This is a genomic window from Streptomyces sp. NPDC054783, from assembly GCF_053611725.1.
The window spans coordinates 301,518-320,847 of the sequence record NZ_JBSHAY010000001.1; the positions used below are offsets into that span (position 1 = coordinate 301,518).

The 19,330-nt window shown below is 72.5% G+C and carries 22 protein-coding genes and 1 pseudogene; 12 read left to right on the forward strand and 11 right to left on the reverse strand.

Translation table 11 applies throughout. The annotated features are described in order from the left end of the window. Positions 1 to 34 precede the first annotated feature (34 nt). Complete coding sequence (locus tag ACWGJ5_RS01405) at positions 35 to 982, forward strand: ribose-phosphate diphosphokinase (protein WP_453307745.1); 948 nt, start codon at positions 35 to 37, stop codon at positions 980 to 982. On the opposite strand, the gene ACWGJ5_RS01410 is transcribed toward ACWGJ5_RS01405, so the two are convergent. Further along, a complete protein-coding gene (locus tag ACWGJ5_RS01410) occupies positions 957 to 1,331 on the reverse strand; it encodes an anti-sigma factor antagonist (protein WP_453307746.1) in 375 nt (124 codons plus the stop codon). The two genes, ACWGJ5_RS01405 and ACWGJ5_RS01410, sit on opposite strands and share 26 nt — an antisense overlap. Positions 1,332 to 1,484: 153 nt before the next feature. Further along, the gene (locus tag ACWGJ5_RS01415; protein WP_453307747.1) at positions 1,485 to 2,435 is read right to left on the reverse strand and encodes an NADP-dependent oxidoreductase; all 951 of its coding nucleotides are present in this window, start codon (positions 2,433 to 2,435) and stop codon (positions 1,485 to 1,487) included. A 71-nt stretch (positions 2,436 to 2,506) separates the two neighbouring features. On the opposite strand from ACWGJ5_RS01415, the gene ACWGJ5_RS01420 reads away from it, so the two are divergent. Further along, positions 2,507 to 3,463, forward strand: a complete 957-nt coding sequence (locus ACWGJ5_RS01420; protein ID WP_453307748.1) for a GlxA family transcriptional regulator — start codon at positions 2,507 to 2,509, stop codon at positions 3,461 to 3,463. Between the two features lie 47 nt (positions 3,464 to 3,510). Here the strand turns inward: ACWGJ5_RS01420 and ACWGJ5_RS01425 are convergent, their stop codons facing one another. Beyond that, positions 3,511 to 5,136, reverse strand: coding sequence for an amidohydrolase (locus ACWGJ5_RS01425; RefSeq protein ID WP_453307749.1), 1,626 nt, complete (start codon positions 5,134 to 5,136; stop codon positions 3,511 to 3,513). Between the two features lie 18 nt (positions 5,137 to 5,154). Further along, entirely contained in the window at positions 5,155 to 6,657 is a 1,503-nt protein-coding gene (locus tag ACWGJ5_RS01430; protein ID WP_453307750.1) for an APC family permease, read from the reverse strand. 124 nt (positions 6,658 to 6,781) lie between these two features. Between ACWGJ5_RS01430 and ACWGJ5_RS01435 the strand changes: the two genes are divergently transcribed. Beyond that, positions 6,782 to 7,549 carry a TetR/AcrR family transcriptional regulator gene (locus tag ACWGJ5_RS01435; protein ID WP_453307751.1) on the forward strand — a complete coding sequence of 256 codons (768 nt, stop codon included), beginning with the start codon at positions 6,782 to 6,784 and terminating at the stop codon, positions 7,547 to 7,549. Continuing rightward, positions 7,546 to 8,016 carry a pyridoxamine 5'-phosphate oxidase family protein gene (locus ACWGJ5_RS01440; RefSeq protein WP_453307752.1) on the forward strand — a complete coding sequence of 157 codons (471 nt, stop codon included), beginning with the start codon at positions 7,546 to 7,548 and terminating at the stop codon, positions 8,014 to 8,016. The genes ACWGJ5_RS01435 and ACWGJ5_RS01440 overlap by 4 nt, the downstream gene beginning before the upstream one ends. Before the next feature lie 50 nt (positions 8,017 to 8,066). On the opposite strand, the gene ACWGJ5_RS01445 is transcribed toward ACWGJ5_RS01440, so the two are convergent. Together ACWGJ5_RS01445 and ACWGJ5_RS01450 are read right to left on the reverse strand one after the other, a co-directional pair. Next, positions 8,067 to 8,366 (reverse strand): DUF4235 domain-containing protein, encoded by a 300-nt coding sequence (locus ACWGJ5_RS01445; RefSeq protein WP_453307753.1) that lies wholly within the window; start codon positions 8,364 to 8,366, stop codon positions 8,067 to 8,069. 98 nt (positions 8,367 to 8,464) lie between these two features. Then, positions 8,465 to 9,235: pseudogene (locus tag ACWGJ5_RS01450) on the reverse strand (glutathione S-transferase C-terminal domain-containing protein); the annotation flags it as partial. Between the two features lie 98 nt (positions 9,236 to 9,333). On the opposite strand from ACWGJ5_RS01450, the gene ACWGJ5_RS01455 reads away from it, so the two are divergent. Further along, positions 9,334 to 10,350 (forward strand): cation diffusion facilitator family transporter, encoded by a 1,017-nt coding sequence (locus ACWGJ5_RS01455; RefSeq protein ID WP_453307754.1) that lies wholly within the window; start codon positions 9,334 to 9,336, stop codon positions 10,348 to 10,350. A 78-nt stretch (positions 10,351 to 10,428) separates the two neighbouring features. On the opposite strand, the gene ACWGJ5_RS01460 is transcribed toward ACWGJ5_RS01455, so the two are convergent. Further along, entirely contained in the window at positions 10,429 to 10,878 is a 450-nt protein-coding gene (locus ACWGJ5_RS01460) for a nitroreductase family deazaflavin-dependent oxidoreductase (RefSeq protein ID WP_453307755.1), read from the reverse strand. A gap of 135 nt (positions 10,879 to 11,013) precedes the next feature. Between ACWGJ5_RS01460 and ACWGJ5_RS01465 the strand changes: the two genes are divergently transcribed. The 3 genes from ACWGJ5_RS01465 to ACWGJ5_RS01475 are packed head-to-tail and all read left to right on the forward strand — an operon-like array spanning position 11,014 to position 12,773. Continuing rightward, the gene (locus ACWGJ5_RS01465) at positions 11,014 to 11,283 is read left to right on the forward strand and encodes a hypothetical protein (RefSeq protein ID WP_453307756.1); all 270 of its coding nucleotides are present in this window, start codon (positions 11,014 to 11,016) and stop codon (positions 11,281 to 11,283) included. 59 nt (positions 11,284 to 11,342) lie between these two features. After that, a complete protein-coding gene (locus ACWGJ5_RS01470; protein ID WP_453307757.1) occupies positions 11,343 to 12,572 on the forward strand; it encodes a cytochrome P450 in 1,230 nt (409 codons plus the stop codon). Positions 12,573 to 12,584: 12 nt separating this feature from the next. Next, positions 12,585 to 12,773 carry a ferredoxin gene (locus tag ACWGJ5_RS01475; RefSeq protein WP_228623742.1) on the forward strand — a complete coding sequence of 63 codons (189 nt, stop codon included), beginning with the start codon at positions 12,585 to 12,587 and terminating at the stop codon, positions 12,771 to 12,773. Here the strand turns inward: ACWGJ5_RS01475 and ACWGJ5_RS01480 are convergent. Continuing rightward, positions 12,760 to 13,395: a TetR/AcrR family transcriptional regulator gene (locus tag ACWGJ5_RS01480; protein ID WP_453308250.1), complete on the reverse strand. Its 636-nt coding sequence runs from the start codon at positions 13,393 to 13,395 to the stop codon at positions 12,760 to 12,762. The genes ACWGJ5_RS01475 and ACWGJ5_RS01480 overlap by 14 nt on opposite strands. Before the next feature lie 129 nt (positions 13,396 to 13,524). Between ACWGJ5_RS01480 and ACWGJ5_RS01485 the strand changes: the two genes are divergently transcribed. Continuing rightward, complete coding sequence (locus tag ACWGJ5_RS01485; RefSeq protein ID WP_453307758.1) at positions 13,525 to 13,983, forward strand: nuclear transport factor 2 family protein; 459 nt, start codon at positions 13,525 to 13,527, stop codon at positions 13,981 to 13,983. 9 nt (positions 13,984 to 13,992) lie between these two features. Next, positions 13,993 to 14,517: a flavoprotein gene (locus ACWGJ5_RS01490; RefSeq protein WP_453307759.1), complete on the forward strand. Its 525-nt coding sequence runs from the start codon at positions 13,993 to 13,995 to the stop codon at positions 14,515 to 14,517. On the opposite strand, the gene ACWGJ5_RS01495 is transcribed toward ACWGJ5_RS01490, so the two are convergent. Next, the gene (locus ACWGJ5_RS01495) at positions 14,514 to 15,365 is read right to left on the reverse strand and encodes a hypothetical protein (RefSeq protein WP_453307760.1); all 852 of its coding nucleotides are present in this window, start codon (positions 15,363 to 15,365) and stop codon (positions 14,514 to 14,516) included. The genes ACWGJ5_RS01490 and ACWGJ5_RS01495 overlap by 4 nt on opposite strands. 127 nt (positions 15,366 to 15,492) lie before the next feature. Then, positions 15,493 to 16,308: an endo alpha-1,4 polygalactosaminidase gene (locus ACWGJ5_RS01500; RefSeq protein ID WP_453307761.1), complete on the reverse strand. Its 816-nt coding sequence runs from the start codon at positions 16,306 to 16,308 to the stop codon at positions 15,493 to 15,495. A gap of 226 nt (positions 16,309 to 16,534) precedes the next feature. On the opposite strand from ACWGJ5_RS01500, the gene ACWGJ5_RS01505 reads away from it, so the two are divergent. Beyond that, positions 16,535 to 17,503 (forward strand): aldo/keto reductase, encoded by a 969-nt coding sequence (locus tag ACWGJ5_RS01505; RefSeq protein WP_453307762.1) that lies wholly within the window; start codon positions 16,535 to 16,537, stop codon positions 17,501 to 17,503. Between the two features lie 12 nt (positions 17,504 to 17,515). On the opposite strand, the gene ACWGJ5_RS01510 is transcribed toward ACWGJ5_RS01505, so the two are convergent. Continuing rightward, the gene (locus ACWGJ5_RS01510) at positions 17,516 to 18,325 is read right to left on the reverse strand and encodes a phytanoyl-CoA dioxygenase family protein (RefSeq protein WP_453307763.1); all 810 of its coding nucleotides are present in this window, start codon (positions 18,323 to 18,325) and stop codon (positions 17,516 to 17,518) included. Positions 18,326 to 18,399: 74 nt separating this feature from the next. Between ACWGJ5_RS01510 and ACWGJ5_RS01515 the strand changes: the two genes are divergently transcribed. Beyond that, complete coding sequence (locus tag ACWGJ5_RS01515; protein ID WP_453307764.1) at positions 18,400 to 19,314, forward strand: helix-turn-helix domain-containing protein; 915 nt, start codon at positions 18,400 to 18,402, stop codon at positions 19,312 to 19,314. Positions 19,315 to 19,330 lie beyond the last annotated feature (16 nt).

A 19,330-nucleotide genomic window follows, 5' to 3' on the forward strand; every position in this document is an offset into this window, starting at 1 on the left:
CCCGGTCCTGCGGTGATCAGGCGAGGAGCGGATCATGCGAGACATCGCCGTCTTCAGCGGCAACGCCCACCCCGATCTGGCCCGCGAGGTCTGCGCCCACCTCGGCGTGCCGCTCAGCCCCACCCGGACGAGCCGGTTCGCCAACGACTGTCTGGGAGTGCAGCTCCAGGCCAACTGCCGGGAGCGGGACGTCTTCCTGATCCAGCCGCTGGTCCGGCCGGTGCAGGAGCACCTGGTGGAGCTGCTGCTGATGTGCGACGCCGCCCGGGGCGCCTCCGCGGGCCGGATCACCGTCGTCATGCCGCACTACTCCTACGCCCGCTCCGACAAGAAGGACGCGCCGCGCATCTCCATCGGCGGCCGGCTGGTCGCCGATCTGCTCGTGGCGGCGGGCGCGAGCCGGGTGCTCGCCATGACCCTGCACTCCCCGCAGGTGCACGGCTTCTTCTCGGTGCCGGTGGACCATCTGAACGCGCTGCGCGAACTCGCCGCGCACTTCAGGCGGTACGACCTGGCCCGGACCACGGTCGTGTCGCCGGACCTGGGCAACGCCAAGGAGGCCGCCGCCTTCGCCCGGTTGATCGGGACGCCGGTGGCGGCCGGCGCCAAACAGCGGTTCGCGGACGACCGGGTGAGTATCAGCTCCGTCATCGGGGATGTCACCGGCCGGGACGTCATCGTGCTGGACGACGAGATCGCCAAGGGCAGCACGGTGCTGGAACTGCTGGCCCGGCTACGGGAGTTGGACGCGCGGACGGTCCGGGTGGCGTGCACGCACGGGCTGTTCGCGGCGGGTGCGCTGAAGCGGCTGAGCGAGCAGCCGGACGTGCTGGAGATCGTCTGCACCAACACCGTGCCGCTCCCCATGGAGGAGGAGCACACCGACAAGCTGCGGGTGCTCACCATCGCCCCGGCCCTCGCCGAGGCGGTACGGCGCATCCACAACGGTGAATCGGTCAGCGCCCTGTTCGAGCAGTCGTAGCCAGAGCCGCGTCCAGCGTCGGGTGCGGTGGCAGCAGCCGGGACAGACCGGTGACCCGGAAGACGCGCAGGGTCAGCGGGTGCGTGCACACCAGGTGCAGCTGCCCGCCGCCGTCCAGCACCCTTGCGCGGGCCCGGTACAGCAGCCGCAGCCCCGAGCAGTCGAAGAACTCCACCGACCGCAGGTCGATGACGACCCGTGCCCCGGACCGGCCGGTGACCCGGTCCAGCGACGGGCCGAGCTCCGCCGCCGAGACCAGGTCGATCTCGCCCCGCAACTCCAGCACCGTGTGCGTCCTGTGCTCGTACACACGGAGGTGACGGGTGAGTGGTGCAGGCTCGTCTCGCACGACGGCATCACCTCCCACCCGCTCCCGGACGTCGGTCTCCCGATCGTCAAGTTACCCTCGATGGAAGGAATTTGAGCATGTTCGGTTGACATATGTCTTCGAGTTTGAAGCGTGTCGCCCGGTAACCCTGCTCAGACGGCCGGGTGTTGCCGCTCAGTCGACCAGAAGGACCAGCTTCCCCGCGGTCCGTCCGGTGTCGCCCACTTCGTGCGCCTTCGCCGCCTCGGCCAGCGGGAACGTCCCGGCGATCGTCGCCCTCAGCTTCCCGGACCCCGCCAGCTCCGCGACCTTCTGCATCCCGGCCCGGTCGGCGTCCACCAGCATGCGCACGGCCCGCACACCGCGCCGCTCGGCCTCGTCGTGGAAGTCCGCCGAGCCCACCGGCAGGATCGACACCACGACACCGCCCGGCCGCAGCACCTTCAGCGACTCCACGGAGGTGTCCCCGCCGAGCGTGTCCAGGACCACGTCGACGTCCCGCACCGCCTCGGTGACGTCGGTCGTCCGGTAGTCGACGGGCTCGTCCACGCCGATCTCCCGCAGGAAGTCGTGTTTGCCCGCGCTGGCCGTGCCGATCACGTACGCCCCGCGCGCCTTGGCGATCTGCACCGCCACATGCCCGACCCCGCCGGCCGCCGCGTGGATCAGCACCCGCTGCCCGGGCCGTACGTCCGCGTGCTCGGTCAGCGCCTGCCAGGCGGTCAGGGACACCAGCGGCAGCGCGCCCGCCTGGGTGTGGTCGATCGAGGCCGGCTTGTGCGTCAGGGCGCGCACCGGGGCGATCACATACTCGGCGTGCGAGCCGTGGCCGTACGGGTAGGGCAGCATGCCGAAGACCTCGTCGCCGGGCTCGAAGGCGGCCACGCCGATCCCGGTCTCGACGACCTCGCCGGAGAGGTCCCAGCCGAGGACGAACGGCGGCTCGCCGAGGAAGCCGCCGGTGGCCCGGTGCTTCCAGTCGGTGGGGTTGACCCCGGCCGCCCGGACCCGGACCAGCACCTGGTTGGGGCCCGGCTTCGGCCGCTGCACCCGTACTTCCTTCAAAACCTCGGGACCGCCGAGGACGTCCTGGCCGATGGCTCGCATCGTGTTCACATCGCTCATGGTCACCCAGCCTGCCCGGAGCAGCCCTTCCGGAAAATGGCATGAATGCCAACCTTCGATAAGATCGTGCCATGCATGGCAAACCGAGTCCCGAGCGGGTGGTCGTCCTCGCCCTCGACGGCGTCTACCCCTTCGAGCTGGGCATCCCCAGCCGCATCTTCGGGGCCGCCGACGGCCGCTACGAGGTGCTGACCTGCACGGTCGACGGCCGCCCGGTGCGCACCAACGCCGACTTCACGATCGGTGTCGAGCACGGCCCGGAGATCCTCCGGACGGCGGACACCGTGGTGGTCACCTCGATGCCGCCCGCCCACATCCCCGCCGGGCTGCCGGACGAGGTCGCCGCGGCCCTCGCCCGCATCCGCCCGGACGCCAGGATCGTCTCGATCTGCACGGCCGCGTTCGTGCTCGCCGAGGCCGGCCTGCTCGACGGCCGCCGGGCCACCACCCACTGGCAGGTGGCCGACGTGTTCCGCCGCCGCTTCCCGAGGGTGGACCTCGACCCGGACGTCCTCTTCGTCGCCGACGGCCGCATCCTCACCTCCGCCGGAGCCGCCTCCGGCGTGGACATCTGCCTGCACATCGTCCGCACCGACCACGGCAGCGAGCTGGCCAACTCCGTCGCCCGCCGCTGCGTCGTCCCGCCGTTCCGGGACGGCGGCCAGGCCCAGTACATCGAGCAGCCGGTCCCCGTCAGCGGCGCGGCGAGCACGGCCGCGACCCGCGCCTGGGCCCTGGAGCGCCTGGACGAGCCGCTGACCCTGTCCGACCTCGCCGGCCACGCCCGGATGAGCCTGCGCACCTTCGCCCGCCGCTTCAACGACGAGGTCGGCCTCAGCCCCGGCCGCTGGCTGATCCAGCAGCGCGTCGCCCGCGCCCGGCATCTGCTGGAGTCCAGCGACCTGCCGGTGGACCGGATCGCCGCCGAGGTCGGCTTCGCCACCGGCGCCTCGCTGCGCCAGCACCTGCACGCCGCGATCGGGGTGTCCCCGCAGGCGTACCGGCGGACGTTCCAGCAGACCCGCTGACCCGTGCCGGCCGACTGCGGCGGACCCGGATCGGCCGCGAACGGCACTCACTCGGCGGCGTACACCCGCTCACCCCCCACGTAGGTGAGCGCCACCGCCGTCTCCGCGATCGCCTCCGGCGGCCCGGCGAACGGATCGCGGTCCAGCACGACCAGATCGGCGAGCGCGCCGACGGCCACCCGGCCGGTGTCGTCCAGATGGTTCACGTACGCGGACCCGGCCGTGTACGCCGTCAGCGCGTCCGCGAGGCCGAGCCGCTCGTGCGGCAGGAACACCGGGCCGCTGCCTCCCGGCTCGACCCGGTTGACCGCGACATGGACGCCCTGGAGCGGATCGGGGCTGCTCACCGGCCAGTCGCTGCCCGCCGCGAGCCGCGCCCCGGACCGCAGCAGCGCCCCGAACGGATACTGCCACGCGGCCCTCTCCGCGCCGAGGAAGGGGATCGTCAGCTCGTCCATCTGCGGCTCGTGCGCGGCCCACAGCGGCTGGATGTTCGCGGTGGCGCCGAGCCGGGCGAAGCGGGGCACGTCGTCGGGGTGCACGACCTGGAGGTGCGCGAGATGCGGCCGGGTGTCGCCCGGCCCGTTCGCGGCGCGGGCCGTCTCGACGGCGTCCAGCGCGTCGCGTACCGCCCGGTCGCCCAGGGCGTGGAAGTGGCACTGGAAGCCGAGGGCGTCCAACTCGGTGACATACTCGGGCAGTTGTTCCGGGTCGACGAAGCTCTTGCCGCGGTTGGCGGTCGCGCACCCGCACCGGTCCAGATAGGGGTCGAGCAACGCGGCCGTACCGTTCTCGGCGACCCCGTCCAGCATCAGCTTCACCGTGCCCGCCCGGAACCGCCCGTGGCTCAACGCGGCTCGCTTTTCCACCAGTTCGGGGATCTGCTCGGCCCCGCGTTCCCGGTCCCACCACAGCGCGCCCCGCACCCGCGCGGTGAGCGAGCCGTCCCGCGCCGCCGCGCGATACGCCTCGGCCGGGTCGTCCATGCCGAGGAAGTCACCGACCAGCGCGTCCTGCCAGGCCGTGATGCCGAGCGCGTGCAGATGCCGCTGGGCGTGCAGCAGCGCGGCCAGCCGGTCGGCCGGTGTGGCGGGCGGGGTGAGCCGGCCGACCAGCTGCATCGCGCCCTCCTGGAGCGTGCCGCCCGGCTCTCCGGCGGCGTCCCGCTCGATCCGCCCGTCGGCCGGGTCGGGCGTGTCCCGGCCGATGCCCGCCAGCTGGAGCGCCCGGCTGTTGACCCAGGCACCGTGGTGGTCCCGGTTGGGCAGATACACGGGCCGGTCCGGTACCACCGCGTCCAGCAGCTCCTTCGTCGGCGTGCCGCCCGCGAACGCCTCCATCGACCAGCCGCCGCCCAGGATCCACTCCCGCTCCGGATGGGCCTCGGCGTACGCCCGTACGGTGGCCACGGTCTCCTCGGCCGTCGTCGTGCCCGACAGATCGCACTGGCCCAGTTCCAGGCCCGCCGGCACCGGATGGACGTGCGCGTCCTGGAAGCCGGGCAGCAGCAGCCGTCCGGCCAGGTCGACCACGTCCGTGCGCGGTCCGGCGAGGCCGCGCAGCTCGTCGTGCCCGACGGCGGTGATCCGGTCCCCGGTGACGGCCACGGCGGTCGCCGTACGGCCGTCCGCAGTGAGGACGGGGCCGCCGGTGAAGAGGAGGTCAGGGTGCATGATGCCTTTCCTGGTCGGTCAGTTGGAGGTGGTGAGCAGCGCGGGGGAGTCGGCGTCGGTGCCCGCCCCGGTGCGGAAGTACGGCGACCTGCGCCCCCACTTGGCCCACGCGGCCACCGCGAACCCGGACACGATCATCGCGACCGGCATCAGCAGCAGGAACCAGCCGTTGTCCGCCCGGAGTTCGAGATGGTCGGCGGAGGTGTAGAAGGACCAGCCGAGATAGCCGCCGAGGCCCAGCAGGGCCAGCGCGCTGAGCGTGGGCAGCAGCACCGCCCGGACGCCCTGCCGCCAGTCCTCCCGCAGCAGGGAGCGGAAACGTACGGCGGCCGCGAGCGCGGTGAGCGCGTAGGACAGGGCGACGACGATGCCGACGGCGTTCACGATCGCGTCGATCATGTCGGCGAGGCGCGGGATCACCAGCGCGCCCGCCGCCACGACGACGGCCAGCGCCCCGATCAGCAGCGTCCCGGCCGCCGGGGTCCCGTACCGGGCACTGACCCTGGACCACACCGGTCCGAGGGTACGGTCCCGGCTCATCGCGAACATCCCGCGCGCCGTCGGGATGACCCCGGCCTGCAGCGAGGCCACCGCCGAGAACATCAGCGCGACGAGCGGCAGCGCGGCCAGCGGCCGGTCGGCCAGCCGGTCCCCGAAGTACGCGAGTCCTTGTGCGCCGTGACCGGCCAACTCGCCCTGGGACAGGACCCGTTGGAAGGCGACCGAGCCGAGCAGGAACAGCCCGAGCATCGTCACCAGGGTGATGGTCCCGGCCCGGGAGGCGTCCGCCGGGTCCCGCACCTCCTCGTTCACGGTGAACGCCGCCTCGAACCCCCAGTAGCAGAACACCGACAGCAGCAGACCCTGCGCCAGCGCGGTCGCCGAGGGGATGGCGAACGGGTCGAACCAGGACAGGCTGAAGGAGTGCGGCCCGGTGACGATGCCGTAGCCGCAGAACCCGAGCAGGACCACGTACTCGAAGACCAGCAGCCCGGTCTGCAGCCGGGCCGCCGTGCGGACACCGGTCACGGCGGTCAGGGTGACGGCCACCAGGGCGACGATCCCCACCGCCGTCGTCTGCGCGGTCGAGCCGGGATCGAGACCGAGCGAGCCGATCCGGTGCAGGCCGGCCTCCCCGGCCAGCTGCAGCAGCGCCGAACCCGTGACGGCCGTGGTGTAGGCGAGGAAGGCCACGCTCGCCACGAAGTTCACCCACCCCACCATGAAGCCGAGCCAGGGGCTGAGCGAACGGCCCACCCACACATAGCCGTTGCCGGCGTTCGGCTCCACCCGGTTCAGCCGCGAGTAGGCCCCGGCGATGCCGAGGACGGGCAGGAACGCCAGCAGCATGATGGCCGGCAGATGCGGGCCGACCACGCCCGCGGTCACCCCCAGCCCGATGCCGATGCTGGTCGTGGCGGCCGTACTGGAGGCGGCGACGGCGACGCCGTCCACCACGCTCAGGGACCTGCGCAGCTCGGGCCGCGCGGGGGGATCCACTCCCAAGGGTGTCTCACTCATGGCCGGTTCTCCGCTCGCACCGCGGGGCCCCGGACGGCCCCGGTGACCGGACATGAAACTGCCGGGGCACTTCACAGGTCAACGGTGTTGTCATAAGGTCCGGGCACACCCCGAGGGAGGCCCCATGACCGACCGAGTCGTCCCGGCCGCCGCCCGGCAGCGCCGCCGCCCCACCAAACAGGGCGTGATGCTGTCCGAGGAACTGATCGTGGAGACCGCCCTCCGGCTGATCGAGGAGCACGGCGCCGACGCGCTCTCCGTGCGCCGCCTCGGCCGGGCCCTCGGCGCCGACCCCAGCTCCCTCTACCGGTACTTCCGGCACACCGATGACCTGATGCTGGCCATCGCCGACGAGCTGATCGGCCGTACCCTGCGGACCTGGCGGCCGACCGGCGACTGGGCCGCCGACCTGCGCGACCTGGGCCTGCGCATGCACGCCGGGGCGCTCGCGCACCCCCGGGCGGCGATGCTCAGCTCCCACCGTGTCACCGGGCGCGCCCATGAGGTCCAGGCCGTGGAGAGCATCCTCGGCGTGCTGCGGTCGGCCGGGTTCCCGGACCAGGAGGCGGTGCGGATCTACCACGCGTTCGTCGACCAGGCCCTCGCCTTCGGCGCCCTGGACTCCGCTGGCACCGCCCTGCCCCGGGCCGCGCGCGAGGCCGAGGCGGAGGTGTGGCGGAGCACCTACGGCCGGCTGCCCGCCGAGACCCACCCGCACATCGCGGCCACGGCCCCCCATCTCGTCGCCACCATGCGCTCCAGCTCCTACCCGGCCGCCCTGGAGCTTCTCCTGGCGGCCGCCCGGACACGCCTTGATCACATTCGTGCGGGGACCGGGGGCCGACGGCCACACTGGACGGGATCCGGATCCCGAGGAGGCCGTACGCCATGACCCCACCGCCCGCCCGCACCGCCGCAGAGCGCAAGAAGGACACCCTCCACCGGCTGGAGAACGACGTCGACGTGTGGGTCGCCACCGCCGGCCCCGACGGCGCCGCCCCCTATCTCGTGCCGCTGTCCTTCGTGTGGGACGGCGCCACTCTGCTGATCGCCACCCCGGCCGAGAGCCCCACCGGCCGCAACCTCGTGTCCACCGGCCGGGCCCGCCTCGGCCTGGGCCCGACCCGGGACGTCGTCGTGATCGAGGGCACCGTCCAGTCGGTCACCCCGGAGGACCTCCCCGAGGAGGACGCCGAGGTCTTCGCCGGCAAGACGGGCTTCGACCCCCGCCAACTCTCCAACCGCTACCTGTACTTCAGGGTCCTCCCGCACCGCGTGCAGGCGTGGCGCGAGGAGAACGAGCTACGGGGCCGAGAGCTGATGCGCGACGGGGAGTGGCTTCCCGTCGCCACCGGCTGAGGCGCCCCGAAGGGGCACGACGCATCCGTGGCCGGGTACGGCCCGCGTCCCTAGGGCGCCGGCTTGTCAGCCACCGGCCACACTCCAGTGGACCGGGCAATGGCCTTCGCGCCCGTACGGTTCACCGCACTGCGCACCACAGCGAAGATCGCCCCCTGCACCGCCGCGGCCAACAGGATCTCCCCCCACCCCCGGTCCTGGTCCAACGCGTCCGGCGCGTCCTCCTCGTGCCGGAGCGCCATCCAGGCCTTCCGGAAGGCGATACCGGCCAGCGCGCCACTCGCCCAGCTGAGCGCGAAACCGATCGGCTGGTAGACGAAGGGGAGCTTCTTCTTCTTTGTCTTGCCCATGTGTCACCTCTTCCTCGTCGGACGGCCCTCATGCGGGCCGTCCCTCGGGGGCCACCCGTTCGCCAGGGGGCACCGGACCCGGTGAGATCCCGGGCCTACGCCCACAGCACGGGGTTGTCCGTCGGCTTCCAGCGGTTGCACTTGACGTGGCCGTGGTGGACGGCGCCGAACCGGACCAGCGTCGTGAACAGCCGGATGTCTGCTTCCGTGACGGTGTCGCCGACCGGATACCGCTGCCCGGCCGGCCGGCCGCCGATCAGTTCCAGCCGCCGGAAGACGCCCGCGCACGCCTCCTCGTACTCCTTCCGGCGCGTGGCGAACCCCGCCCGGTACACGCCGTTGTTCACGTCCTCGTACGCCTCGGCCATCACACGGTCGATCTCCGCGCGCCGGCCGGCCGGGTACAGGCCGGGCGCGCCGGGGCCGTGCGGGGCCGTCCACTCGGTCGCCAGGTCGAGGGTGAGCCGCTGGCGGTCGTTGGCGACCAGCCGTCCGCTGGGCACGTCCACGACCGCGGTCACGCCGACCCCGCCGGGGTGGCCTTTCTCGCGCCGGTCGTAGGCCTCACTCAGGAACCGGATGCCGGGCACCGGGTCCCGGCCGCCCGGGTCCAGGGTGAACCGTCGGCTGCGGTCGTCCTGGACCGGATCCGCGACCGCCGTCGACAGCGCGCCCTCCAGCCCCAGCGGCCGACGTGAGATCACCGCCCGGCTCGCCCACGGACAGGCGCGCGAGACCACCAGCCCGGGACGGCCCTCCTGCACCGGCGGGCCGTCCCGGCCGTCGGTGGCGATCCGGTCCGTGAAGCGGCTCCGGGACCGGGTGAACGTCTGGCGGCCGCAGGCGCGGTTGCCGTCGTCGCCGTCCATGTCTTCTCCTCGCCGCCCGGTGCTCACCGGCACACGCGTTCCCCGTTTTCCGCCGCCCGCACGGTGTGACCGGCCCCCTCGGGGGCAGTCGGCGTTGAGTGAGCGGGACATCATCCGAGGGCGAGCGCAGCGGTGAGCAGAGCCGTGGGACGCCCGGCACGGACGCCGGGGCCGACCGGCACACCAAGGTCACCGTGCTGGTGGCGCTCGCCGCCAACCTGGTCATCGCCGTGGCCAAGGCCGTCGGCGGTGTCCTCGCCGGCTCGCCCGCGCTGTTGTCCGAGGCCGCGCACTCCGTCGCCGACAGCTTCAACGAGGTGTTCCTGCTGGCCGCGCTGCGCCGCAGCCGCCGTCCTGCGGACCAGCAGCACCCCTTCGGCTACGGCAAGGAACGCTTCTTCTGGTCCCTGCTCGCCGCGGTCGGCATCTTCGTCATGGGCGGCTGCTTCTCCTTCCTCCAGGGCGCCGAGGCGCTGCGTCAGGGCACCGAGGAGAAGTTCAGCGGCTATGTGGCGGGCCTGGTCGTGCTGGGCGTGGCCCTGGTCGCCGAGGGCGCCTCGCTGCTGCGGGCCCTGCACCAGGTGCGCCGGCAGGGCGGCGGGCCGGGCGGGCTGAGCGACCCGGCGCTGCGCACGGTGGTCGCCGAGGACGGCACGGCGGTGCTCGGCGTGACGCTCGCCCTCGCCGGGATGGGCCTGCACATGGTGACCGGGCAGGTGGCCTGGGAGGCCTCAGCCTCGCTGGCGATCGGCGTCCTGCTGGTGTACGTCGCCTACCGGCTCGGCCGCGAGGCCCGCGACCGGCTCATCGGCGAGGCCGCCGGCCCGGAGCTGAGCGGCCGGATCCGCTCGCTGTTGCGGGCCCAGCCGGAGATCGACAGCGTCGAGGCGCTGTTCACGATGAAGATGGGCCTCGACTCCACCTTGGTGGCCGCCCGCATCGACCTGGTGCCGGGCCTGGACAGCGAGCGGGTGGAGGAGGTCGCCGTACGCATCAAGCGGTCCCTGGCCCGGATGTGTCCCGAGGCCGACCAGATCTTCCTGGACGTGACCGACCGGCCGGCGGGCGAAGCACGAGAGAGCCCCGCCGCGACGGGGGAACGCGGCGGGGCCTGACGCACGAGTGCCCGCACCGAGACGGCTTCACACTTTTGCGGCGCGGATTTTCCCGAATCCGACGGTACCCGGCGCGAATCAGCTCTCGTCGAAGGGCTCCAGCACGAAGACGGGGATCTCCCGCGGCGTCTTCTTCTGGTAGTCGGCGTACGGCGGGTACGCGGCGACGGCCCGCTCCCACCACCGGGTCTTCTCCTCACCGGTGACCTCACGGGCCCTCATGTCCCGCTTGACCGGCCCGTCCTGCAGCTCGACGTGCGGATCGGAGGTGATGTTGAAGTACCACACCGGATGCTTGGGCGCGCCGCCCTGCGAGGCGACCACCGCGTACCGCCCCTCGTGCTCCACCCGCATCAACGGTGTCTTGCGGATCTTCCCGCTCTTCGCACCCCGGCTGGTCAGCACGATGACCGGCAGCCCGGTGTCCATCAGCGTGGTGCCCTTCGTCCCGCCGGAGCTCTCGTACAGCTCGACCTGCTCGCGCACCCACTGCGTCGGGCTGGGTTCGTACTCGCCCTCAAGAGGCATGGGATCCGTCCCCTTCGTCGGTCCAACAGCTGTCTGCCACCGGCATTCAACACCCGTGGCCCCGCGAATCATCCGTACCGCGGTCCGCTTGGGCCGACGAGGTGACGACCGCCGACTGCTGCGCGGGATCGGCCGGTGCGAGGTGCCGTCCGGCGGCCGGCCCGACCGGACGGCCGTGCCCGCGCCCTGCACCTGACCGTGCGGGGCGGTCCGGCCTGCGGAACCATGGGGTACGAGGACGGTCTCGCCGTCGCGCGTGCCCTCGCCCCGTCCGGCGAGAGCCACCGGCGTTCCGTGGCCGGTGGACACGTGCCGCACCCCGGCCGGAATCCATCCCTCCGACCGCTCGTCTTCGGCCAGATCACCCACATCGCCGAACTGGCCGAACTTCCAGTCGACCCATAGATGCCCCGGGCATCTAATGAAGATCGGCACGACGCACCTCTTCGTCTGCGAGGTCTTCCATGACGGAACTGACGGACCCCACCGGCCCGGCGACTCCGGCCGCCCCCGTCGCCTTCCCGCAGGACCGCACCTGCCCCTACCATCCGCCCACCGGATACGAGCCGCTGCGCGACGGGCGAGCCCTGTCCCGCGTCACCCTCTTCGACGGCCGCGAGGTCTGGTTGGTCACCGCCCACGCCACCGCCCGCGCCCTGCTCGCCGACCCCCGCCTGTCCAGTGACCGCCGCCGTCCCGGCTTCCCCATCCCCGCGGAGCGCTTCGTGGGTGTCCGTGACCGCCGGGTGGCCCTGCTCGGGATGGACGATCCCGAACACCAGCGCCAGCGGCGGATGATGATCCCGTCGTTCACCGTCAAACGCGCGACCGAGCTGCGGCCGTGGATCCAGCGGACCGTGGACGGGCTGCTGGACGCGGTGATCGCGCAGGGGCCGCCCGCCGATCTGGTCACCGCCTTCGCCCTGCCCGTGCCGTCGATGGTGATCTGCGGCCTGCTCGGGGTGCCGTACGCCGACCACGAGTTCTTCGAGGAGCAGTCCCGCAGGCTGCTGCGCGGCCCGCGGGCGGCCGACTCCATGGCGGCCCGCACGCGTCTGGAGGAGTACCTCGGCGCCCTGATCGACGACAAGGCGAAGCAGGCGGAGCCCGGCGACGGCATCCTCGACGACCTCGTCCACCAGCAGCTGCGCGACGGCACGCTGGACCGCGCCGAACTCGTGTCGCTGGCCGTCATCATGCTGGTCGCAGGGCATGAGACGACCGCCAACATGATCTCCCTCGGCACCTTCACCCTGCTCCAGCACCCCGACCGGCTGGCCGAGTTGCGCGCCGACCCGGCGCTGCTGCCCGCCGCCGTGGAGGAGCTGATGCGGATGCTGTCCATCGCGGAGGGACTGGCGCGGGTGGCGCTGGAGGACATCGAGATCGCCGGCACCACCATCCGGGCCGGCGAGGGCGTGCTCTTCTCGACGTCGGTGATCAACCGCGATCCGGCCCTCTACGACACCCCCGACACCCTGGACTTCCACCGCCCCGTCCGCCACCACGTGGCGTTCGGCTTCGGGATCCACCAGTGTCTGGGGCAGAACCTGGCCCGCGCGGAGCTGGAGATCGCCCTGGAAAGCCTGCTGGCCCGGCTGCCGGGGCTGCGCCTGGCCGTCCCGGCCGAGGAGATTCCCTTCAAGCGCGGCGACACGATCCAGGGGATGCTGGAACTCCCCGTGACCTGGTAAGAGGCTCTGCTCATGCACATCGAAATCGACAAGGACGTCTGCATCGGCGCGGGTCAGTGCGCGCTGGCGGCACCGAACGTCTTCACCCAGGACGACGACGGCTACAGCACCCTGCTGCCCGGACGTGAGGACGGCGCGGGCGACCCGATGGTCCGGGAGGCGGCCCGCGCCTGCCCGGTGGGCGCGATCAAGCTGTCCTAGAGGTGCTCCCGGAACGCCTCCTTGCGGGCGCGGTCAGGCTGTCCTGGGACGGCCGGCCGGGTCCGTCCGGGGCGGTGGCTGCCAGGAGGGTCCGCGCCGCCTCGCGGGCTTCGGCCGCCGGCTGGGTGGTCCCGGTGATGCCGGCGGTCACCATCGCTCCCTCGGCGAGCAGGAACAGGGGTCCGGTGAGCGGGGCGGGCACTCCGGCGTCCGCCACGAGCGAGGCGAGGTAGTCCCGGAACGCCTCCTTGTGGGCGCGCACCTGCTCGGCCACCAGGGCGGAGGTGGCGCCCAGCTCGCCGTAGGCGTTGATCCAGGCGCAGCCGCGGAATCCGTCCTCGCCGAACCACCCCTCGAGCCAGTCGAACACGGCCGGGATCCGCTGCCACGGGTCCCGCTGCCGGGCCACGTACTCGGCCAGGCGTGCGCGCCAGCGCTCGTCCCGCCGGGCCAAGTAGGCGGCGACGAGCTGCTCCTTGGCGGGGAAGAGCTGGTAGAGGCGCTTGAGCGAGAGACCCGACGCGCCGCGCAGCTCGTCCATCCCCACGGACTGCACACCGCGAGCGTAGAACAGCTCCTCGGCGGCGTCGAGCGCCCTGTCCCGGGCGGCCGCGCTGTCCATCGGCGACACCATCACTCCTCCATGCCCTTGGCCTGCCGCGTTCCTTGACGGGAGAACGGACGTTCTCATACGGTAGCAGCACCCGGAGAACGCACGTTCTCCGGTGCTGTCCGAGCTCAGGAGGAGACCATGACGGACCGCCCGCCCCTGCCGCCGTTCACCCGCGAGACCGCCGCGCAGAAGGTCCAGGCCGCCGAGGACGCCTGGAACACCCGCGACCCGCACAAGGTGGCGCTCGCCTACTCCGAGGACTCCGTCTGGCGCAACCGCGACACCTTCGTCACCGGCCGCGCCGGGATCGTCGCGTTCCTGACCGCCAAGTGGGAGCGCGAGCTGGACTACGCGCTGCGCAAGGACCTGTGGGCCTTCGACGGCAACCGCATCGCCGTCCGCTTCCAGTACGAGTCCCGGAACACCGGCGGCCAGTGGTGGCGCTCCTACGGCAACGAACTGTGGGAGTTCGACGAGCACGGCCTGATGACCCGGCGCGAGGCCAGCATCAACGACGTACGCATCGAGGAGAAGGACCGCCGTATCCACGGCCCGCGCCCCGAGGCCGAGCGAGGGGTGTCGTTCCCGCTTCAGTAGGGTTCCCGGATGACCGAACAGGCCGGGAAACGCTTCCTCTACGTCGTCGTCTGCGCGGCCGGGATCGCCGCGGGCGTCAGCAAACTGATCGGCGCCGCCCAGGAGCGCGACTGGGAGGTCGGCGTCATCGCCACACCGGTCGCCATGGGCGGCTTCTTCGACAGCGCGGCCGTGGCGGCACAGACGGGGCGACCCGTCAGATCGGCCTGGCGCACGCCGGCCGACCCCCGCCCCTTCCCGCCGCCGGACGCCGTCGTGGTGGCACCCGCGACCTTCAACACCGTCAACAAGTGGGCCGCCGGCATCGCCGACACCCTCGCGCTCGGCACCCTGTGCGAGGCCGCGGGCCTGGGCATACCGATCGCCGTCCTGCCCTGCGTCGCCGACGCACTCGCCGCCCATCCCGCCTACCGGGACAGCCTGGCACGGCTGCGCGCGATGGGCGTCCGTTTCGGCGACCCGTACACCGGCGAAGCCCGGCCGGACGGCGTACGGCCGGACTTCGCCTGGGAACGGGCGCTGGATCTGCTCTAGCGGCAGGTCAGCGTCGGCCCGGCCAGCATGTTCCCGGTGAACATGTCCTGGCCCTTCGGCACCCAGTAGCCGAGCTTCGACACCACCGTGGAGCACTTCGCCCCGACCGTGAAGCGGACCTTCAGCGTCTCCGGGTGGCCGGGCTGCAGCTCGGTCACCGTACAGTCCAGGGAGTGCGCCAGCCGGGACTTGCCCGGGTACCGTCCCACCAGCGGGTTGACGCAACGCTGGTCGGCCGTGCTGATCCGCAGACCGGTCCCCTCCTGGCCGATCATCCCCAGCCGCGCGTTGCCGTCGCCCTCGGCACTGTCCCGCTGGATCGTGTACGTCACGGTGGTCGTGGCGTTGCGGCGCAGCACGCTCTTGTCGACGGTGACGGTGTGCGTCGCCTTCGCCTTGGGCGCGGTCAGTGCCACGGTGGCCTGCACCGTGCCCTTCAGATCGACACCCGCCGGCGTCGAGCGCACGCGGACGGTGGCGCTGACGTCGTAGGTGCCCGGACCCGGGTACAAGCCCGAACCGGGCAGTGTTCCGGTGCCCAGCGTGTTGCCGGACCGGGCGACCTTCCAGGTGCCCTCGGTACGGCAGGCGTAGCGGACCCGGGTGCGGCCGATCCGGCAGGTGGCCGGGGCCGTGATGTTGAATCTCGGGGAGCCGGTGTCCGCGCACAGGCTCACATCGGCCTGCTCACCGTGCGCACCGCGCAGCGTGCCGGCGAGCGAGCACAGCGTGGCAGGGGTCTCCGGCGCCGGTGCGGCGACGGATTGTGCGCAGGCGGGGGTGACGAGGGCCAGTGGCAGCAGTGCTGTTCCGGCAAGGATCCTCAGGGTGGTGGCACGAGTCGGCACCGCGTTTCCTCCGGGGCGGCCGAGACCGGCCGGATGCCGGTCGTCTGCGCCGAGGATGAGCCGACAGTACGACGATCGGCCGCTCCCACGCCGGACGGTCACCTGGGGGTACCAATGCGGCGCCCGGCTACTGCGCTTTCCGTACGTACCCCCTGCTCCCCGGAGTGGACACGTCCCGGTCCCGCCGGACGATGCTCAGCCGGTCGCCCCAGTGGGCGAGCGCCGAGCGCAGCCCGGCGTCGGTGTACTCGATGTCCACCACCCGGTCGTCGAACGCCTTGGCGAACACCCCGCACTCGTCGTACTGCCCGCACTCCTCCGTCACCGCGAAGTCCAGCCCGGCCCGCTCCCGCACACCGGCCAGCCCGGCGGTGTTCTTCTGCGCGATGGCCAGGTGCCGGGCGTGCGCGTGCCGGGACAGCAGGGTCATGAAGGCGGTCGCGTCGGCCGCGGTGAGCAGGCGGCGGGAACGGGTGTAGCTGTCGTAGTTGTCCGGCTCGACGGCGTCGAAGCCCTTCCTCGCGCAGCCGTCGATCCACCCGTTCACCCGCTCGGCCACCCGCTCCCGCTTGGCGGGGGTGCGGATGTCGAGCAGGGCCTCGTTCCAGTCCTCGTCGATGACGGCCTCGCCGTGCGCGTCGCGCAGCAGCAGGTCGGCGGGCCAGGAGGAACGCTCTTCGGGCTGGGCCTGGAAGGCGTTGACGTAGCAGATGTTGTACAGGCCGGGCGCGGGGGAGTCGGAGCGGTCGCGGCTGACGATCCGCACGCCCGTCGGCGGGGGATAGGCGCCGCCGATCTGGTAGTCGAACCCGGCGTGGCGCGGGGGCAGCCGTAACGCGGCGGGCTTCGGCGAGCTCGGCCGCTTGTTGCCGCCGGAGTCGTCGGAGGTGCCGGCATCGCAGCCGGGCAGCGCCGCGAGGGTGACGAGCAGGGCCGCTGCCAAGGCTCCCGCGGTTCTTCGGGAACCCGGGGAACCCGCACGCGCGCGCGATGAGCGGCAAGCCCCCTCAGGGGTCAAGTCCGGGGGCACGTCCGCTCCGTCCTGCCCACGCCGGGTGGCGCGGCACGTGGCAGGATCAAATCGCCCGCGCACCGTGCTCGTCAAGCCGGTGCCGGGCCACGCCGTAGGCTCGGGGGCGACCATCGTCCCGAAGGCAGGAGCAGCAACGATGCAGTACGTGAAGCTCGGTTCGACGGGCCTGGACGTCTCGCGGATCTGTCTGGGCTGCATGACCTACGGCCTGCCCGACCGCGGCGTCCACGAGTGGACCCTCGACGAGGAGGCGTCCCGCCCGCTCGTCCGGCAGGCGCTGGAGGCGGGCGTCAACTTCTTCGACACCGCGAACGTCTACTCCGACGGCACCAGCGAGGAGATCGTCGGCAAGGCCCTGCGCGACCTCGCGAACCGCGACGAGATCGTGCTGGCCACCAAGGTGCACGGCCGGATGCGGCCGGGCCCCAACGGCGCCGGGCTGTCCCGCAAGAACATCATGGCCGAGATCGACCACAGCCTGCGCCGCCTCGGCACCGACTACGTCGACCTGTACCAGATCCACCGCTACGACCACGCGACCCCCGTCGAGGAGACGATGGAGGCGCTGCACGACCTGGTCAAGGCGGGCAAGGTCCGCTACATCGGGGCGAGTTCGATGTACGCCTGGGAGTTCTCCAAACTGCAGTACACCGCGGAACGGCACGGCTGGACGAAGTTCGTCTCCATGCAGAACCACTACAACCTGCTCTACCGCGAGGAGGAGCGGGAGATGCTGCCGCTCTGCGCCGACCAGGGCGTCGGCGTGCTGCCGTGGAGCCCGCTCGCCCGCGGCCGGCTCACCCGTGACTGGGGCACGGTCACCGAGCGCAGCGCGAACGACAACTTCGGCAGCCGTCTGTACCTGGAGAGCGACCGCTCGATCGTCGAGGCCGTCACCCGGATCGCCGACGACCGCGGCGTGCCCCGCGCCCGGGTGGCCCTCGCCTGGCTCCTGCACCAGGACACGGTGGCGGCACCGATCGTCGGCGCCGCCAAGTCGCACCACATCGAGGACGCGGTGGCCGCTGTGGAGCTGGAGCTGACCGAGAAGGAACTCGAAGAGCTCCAGCAGCCCTACACGCCGCGGGCGATCAGCGGCCACTGAGGTTCTGACGGATCAGTGAGGTCCGTGTGGTGTGAACTCCGTGCCGCACGGACCCGCGCCCTCGCTCTCCGGCAGCGGCACCCGCTCGCCGGACATCGTGAGCGTCCGGTAGTACGCCCCGATCCGTTCCGCCGAGCGGCCCACGTAGTGCCCGATGAACGAGCGCCGGAACCGGCCGGCCGTGCGGTTGGGCCCGGAGCCGTGCACCAGGCTGCCGTTGAAGAACAGCACGTCACCCGGTGCCAGGTCCACGGGAACCGGGGTCAGCCCGGCCGGAGGCGGAACGTACTCACGGGCGAACGACAGCTCCTCGTCGGCGAGTTCGGGACAGAACAGGTCCATCCGGTGGGTGCCCGGGACGACCTCGAGACCGCCGTTGTCCCGGTCGATCGGCTCGCAGGCCACCCAGGCCGCCACACACGTCCCCGGCTCGACCCGCAGATAGAAGTTGTCCTGGTGCAGCGCCTGCCCGCGCGCACCCGGCGGCTTGAAGTAGAACATGCTCTGCGCGGCCAGCACCTCCTCGCCGAACAACACCTCCAGCACGGACCGCAACCGGGCGTCCAGCAGGAACTCCCGTGCCACCGCGCTGAATTCGTGCGGCTGCATCACCCGGGGATACCGGCGCAGCGGGTCGGCGTCCGCCGGGCGGGGCTCGAAGCGGCCCGGCACCGGACCCGCCGCGTGCAGCGCGGTGAACGCGGCGCACAGCCGCTCGGTCTCGTCCGGGCCGAACAGCCCTCGTACGACGGTGAACCCGTCCTCGTCGAACCGCTGCCGCTGCGCCTCCGGCAGGATGACGTCGTCGTCCGTGGCTGTCATGTGCCCGCTCCTGCGAGTCCGGTGGTCAGATGGTCACCCACCGGCCACGCTAGGCCGGTGCGCCCCTCGGGAGGATGCCCGTGCATGCTGAGGACCTGCCTGTGACGGCTGCCGCCGCCGACCCGTCCCCGCCGCCGGGACTCGTGGTCACCGGCCGCTACGACCAGCGGCCGGGCTACGGCGTCAACCGGCCCAGGGGCTCGGACAGTTGGCTGTTCACCTTCACCCTGGGCGGCTGCGGACTGCTCCGCCAGGGCGCGGCGCGGGCCCGCGCCGGCGCCGGGGATCTCGTGGTGCTCGCTCCGGGCACCGGCCACCGCTACGCCGTCGCACCCGGCGCCGGGAGCTGGCGGTTCTGGTGGGCGCACTGCCAGGCCCGCCCGTCCTGGACGACCTGGCTCGCCCCGTACGCCGTGTCCGACGGTCTGTACGCCGTGGCGTCCGTGCCCGGCGCCCCGCACGGCCGGATCGAGGCGGCGTTCGCCCGGATGCTCGCCGACGCCCGCGGACCGGCCGAGGACGTGCCGCGCGAGGACGCCCCGCGCGAGCCGGACCCGGTGGCCGTGGCCCACGGCAGCCTGGCGCGGGAACTGGCCCTGTGCGCGCTGGAGGAGGTGGTCCTGCTCGCCGCCGGCGGAGCCCGGACGCCGCCACCCGCACCGGACGCCGACGCCCGGGTGCGCCGGGCCGAGGAGCTGATCGCCGCCGACCCCGGTGCCCCGCACACCGTCCGCTCGCTCGCCGGGAGCGTCGCGCTGTCCCCGTCCCGTTTCGCCCATCTGTTCACCCTGCGCACCGGGCGGTCCCCGATGCGGGCGCTGCGCGAGGCGCGGCTGCGGCACGCGGCCCGGCTGCTGGAGGCCACCGACCTCACGGTGGAACGGGTGGCGACGGCCTGCGGATTCAGCAGCCCCTTCCACTTCAGCCGGGTTTTCCGGGAACGGTACGGAGTACCGCCCGGTGTCTACCGGGCGGGCGAACGGCGGTAATGGGCAGAAAGGGAAT

Bases quoted from the DNA above. Each gene is read 5' to 3' on its own strand.
- ACWGJ5_RS01405 (WP_453307745.1), top strand. From the start codon at position 35: ATGCGAGACATCGCCGTCTTCAGCGGCAACGCCCACCCCGATCTGGCC.
- ACWGJ5_RS01415 (WP_453307747.1), bottom strand. From the start codon at position 2,435: ATGAGCGATGTGAACACGATGCGAGCCATCGGCCAGGACGTCCTCGGC.
- ACWGJ5_RS01420 (WP_453307748.1), top strand. From the start codon at position 2,507: ATGCATGGCAAACCGAGTCCCGAGCGGGTGGTCGTCCTCGCCCTCGAC.
- ACWGJ5_RS01425 (WP_453307749.1), bottom strand. From the start codon at position 5,136: ATGCACCCTGACCTCCTCTTCACCGGCGGCCCCGTCCTCACTGCGGAC.
- ACWGJ5_RS01430 (WP_453307750.1), bottom strand. From the start codon at position 6,657: ATGAGTGAGACACCCTTGGGAGTGGATCCCCCCGCGCGGCCCGAGCTG.
- ACWGJ5_RS01435 (WP_453307751.1), top strand. From the start codon at position 6,782: ATGACCGACCGAGTCGTCCCGGCCGCCGCCCGGCAGCGCCGCCGCCCC.
- ACWGJ5_RS01440 (WP_453307752.1), top strand. From the start codon at position 7,546: ATGACCCCACCGCCCGCCCGCACCGCCGCAGAGCGCAAGAAGGACACC.
- ACWGJ5_RS01445 (WP_453307753.1), bottom strand. From the start codon at position 8,366: ATGGGCAAGACAAAGAAGAAGAAGCTCCCCTTCGTCTACCAGCCGATC.
- ACWGJ5_RS01460 (WP_453307755.1), bottom strand. From the start codon at position 10,878: ATGCCTCTTGAGGGCGAGTACGAACCCAGCCCGACGCAGTGGGTGCGC.
- ACWGJ5_RS01470 (WP_453307757.1), top strand. From the start codon at position 11,343: ATGACGGAACTGACGGACCCCACCGGCCCGGCGACTCCGGCCGCCCCC.
- ACWGJ5_RS01475 (WP_228623742.1), top strand. From the start codon at position 12,585: ATGCACATCGAAATCGACAAGGACGTCTGCATCGGCGCGGGTCAGTGC.
- ACWGJ5_RS01480 (WP_453308250.1), bottom strand. From the start codon at position 13,395: ATGGACAGCGCGGCCGCCCGGGACAGGGCGCTCGACGCCGCCGAGGAG.
- ACWGJ5_RS01485 (WP_453307758.1), top strand. From the start codon at position 13,525: ATGACGGACCGCCCGCCCCTGCCGCCGTTCACCCGCGAGACCGCCGCG.
- ACWGJ5_RS01490 (WP_453307759.1), top strand. From the start codon at position 13,993: ATGACCGAACAGGCCGGGAAACGCTTCCTCTACGTCGTCGTCTGCGCG.
- ACWGJ5_RS01505 (WP_453307762.1), top strand. From the start codon at position 16,535: ATGCAGTACGTGAAGCTCGGTTCGACGGGCCTGGACGTCTCGCGGATC.
- ACWGJ5_RS01510 (WP_453307763.1), bottom strand. From the start codon at position 18,325: ATGACAGCCACGGACGACGACGTCATCCTGCCGGAGGCGCAGCGGCAG.
- ACWGJ5_RS01515 (WP_453307764.1), top strand. From the start codon at position 18,400: ATGCCCGTGCATGCTGAGGACCTGCCTGTGACGGCTGCCGCCGCCGAC.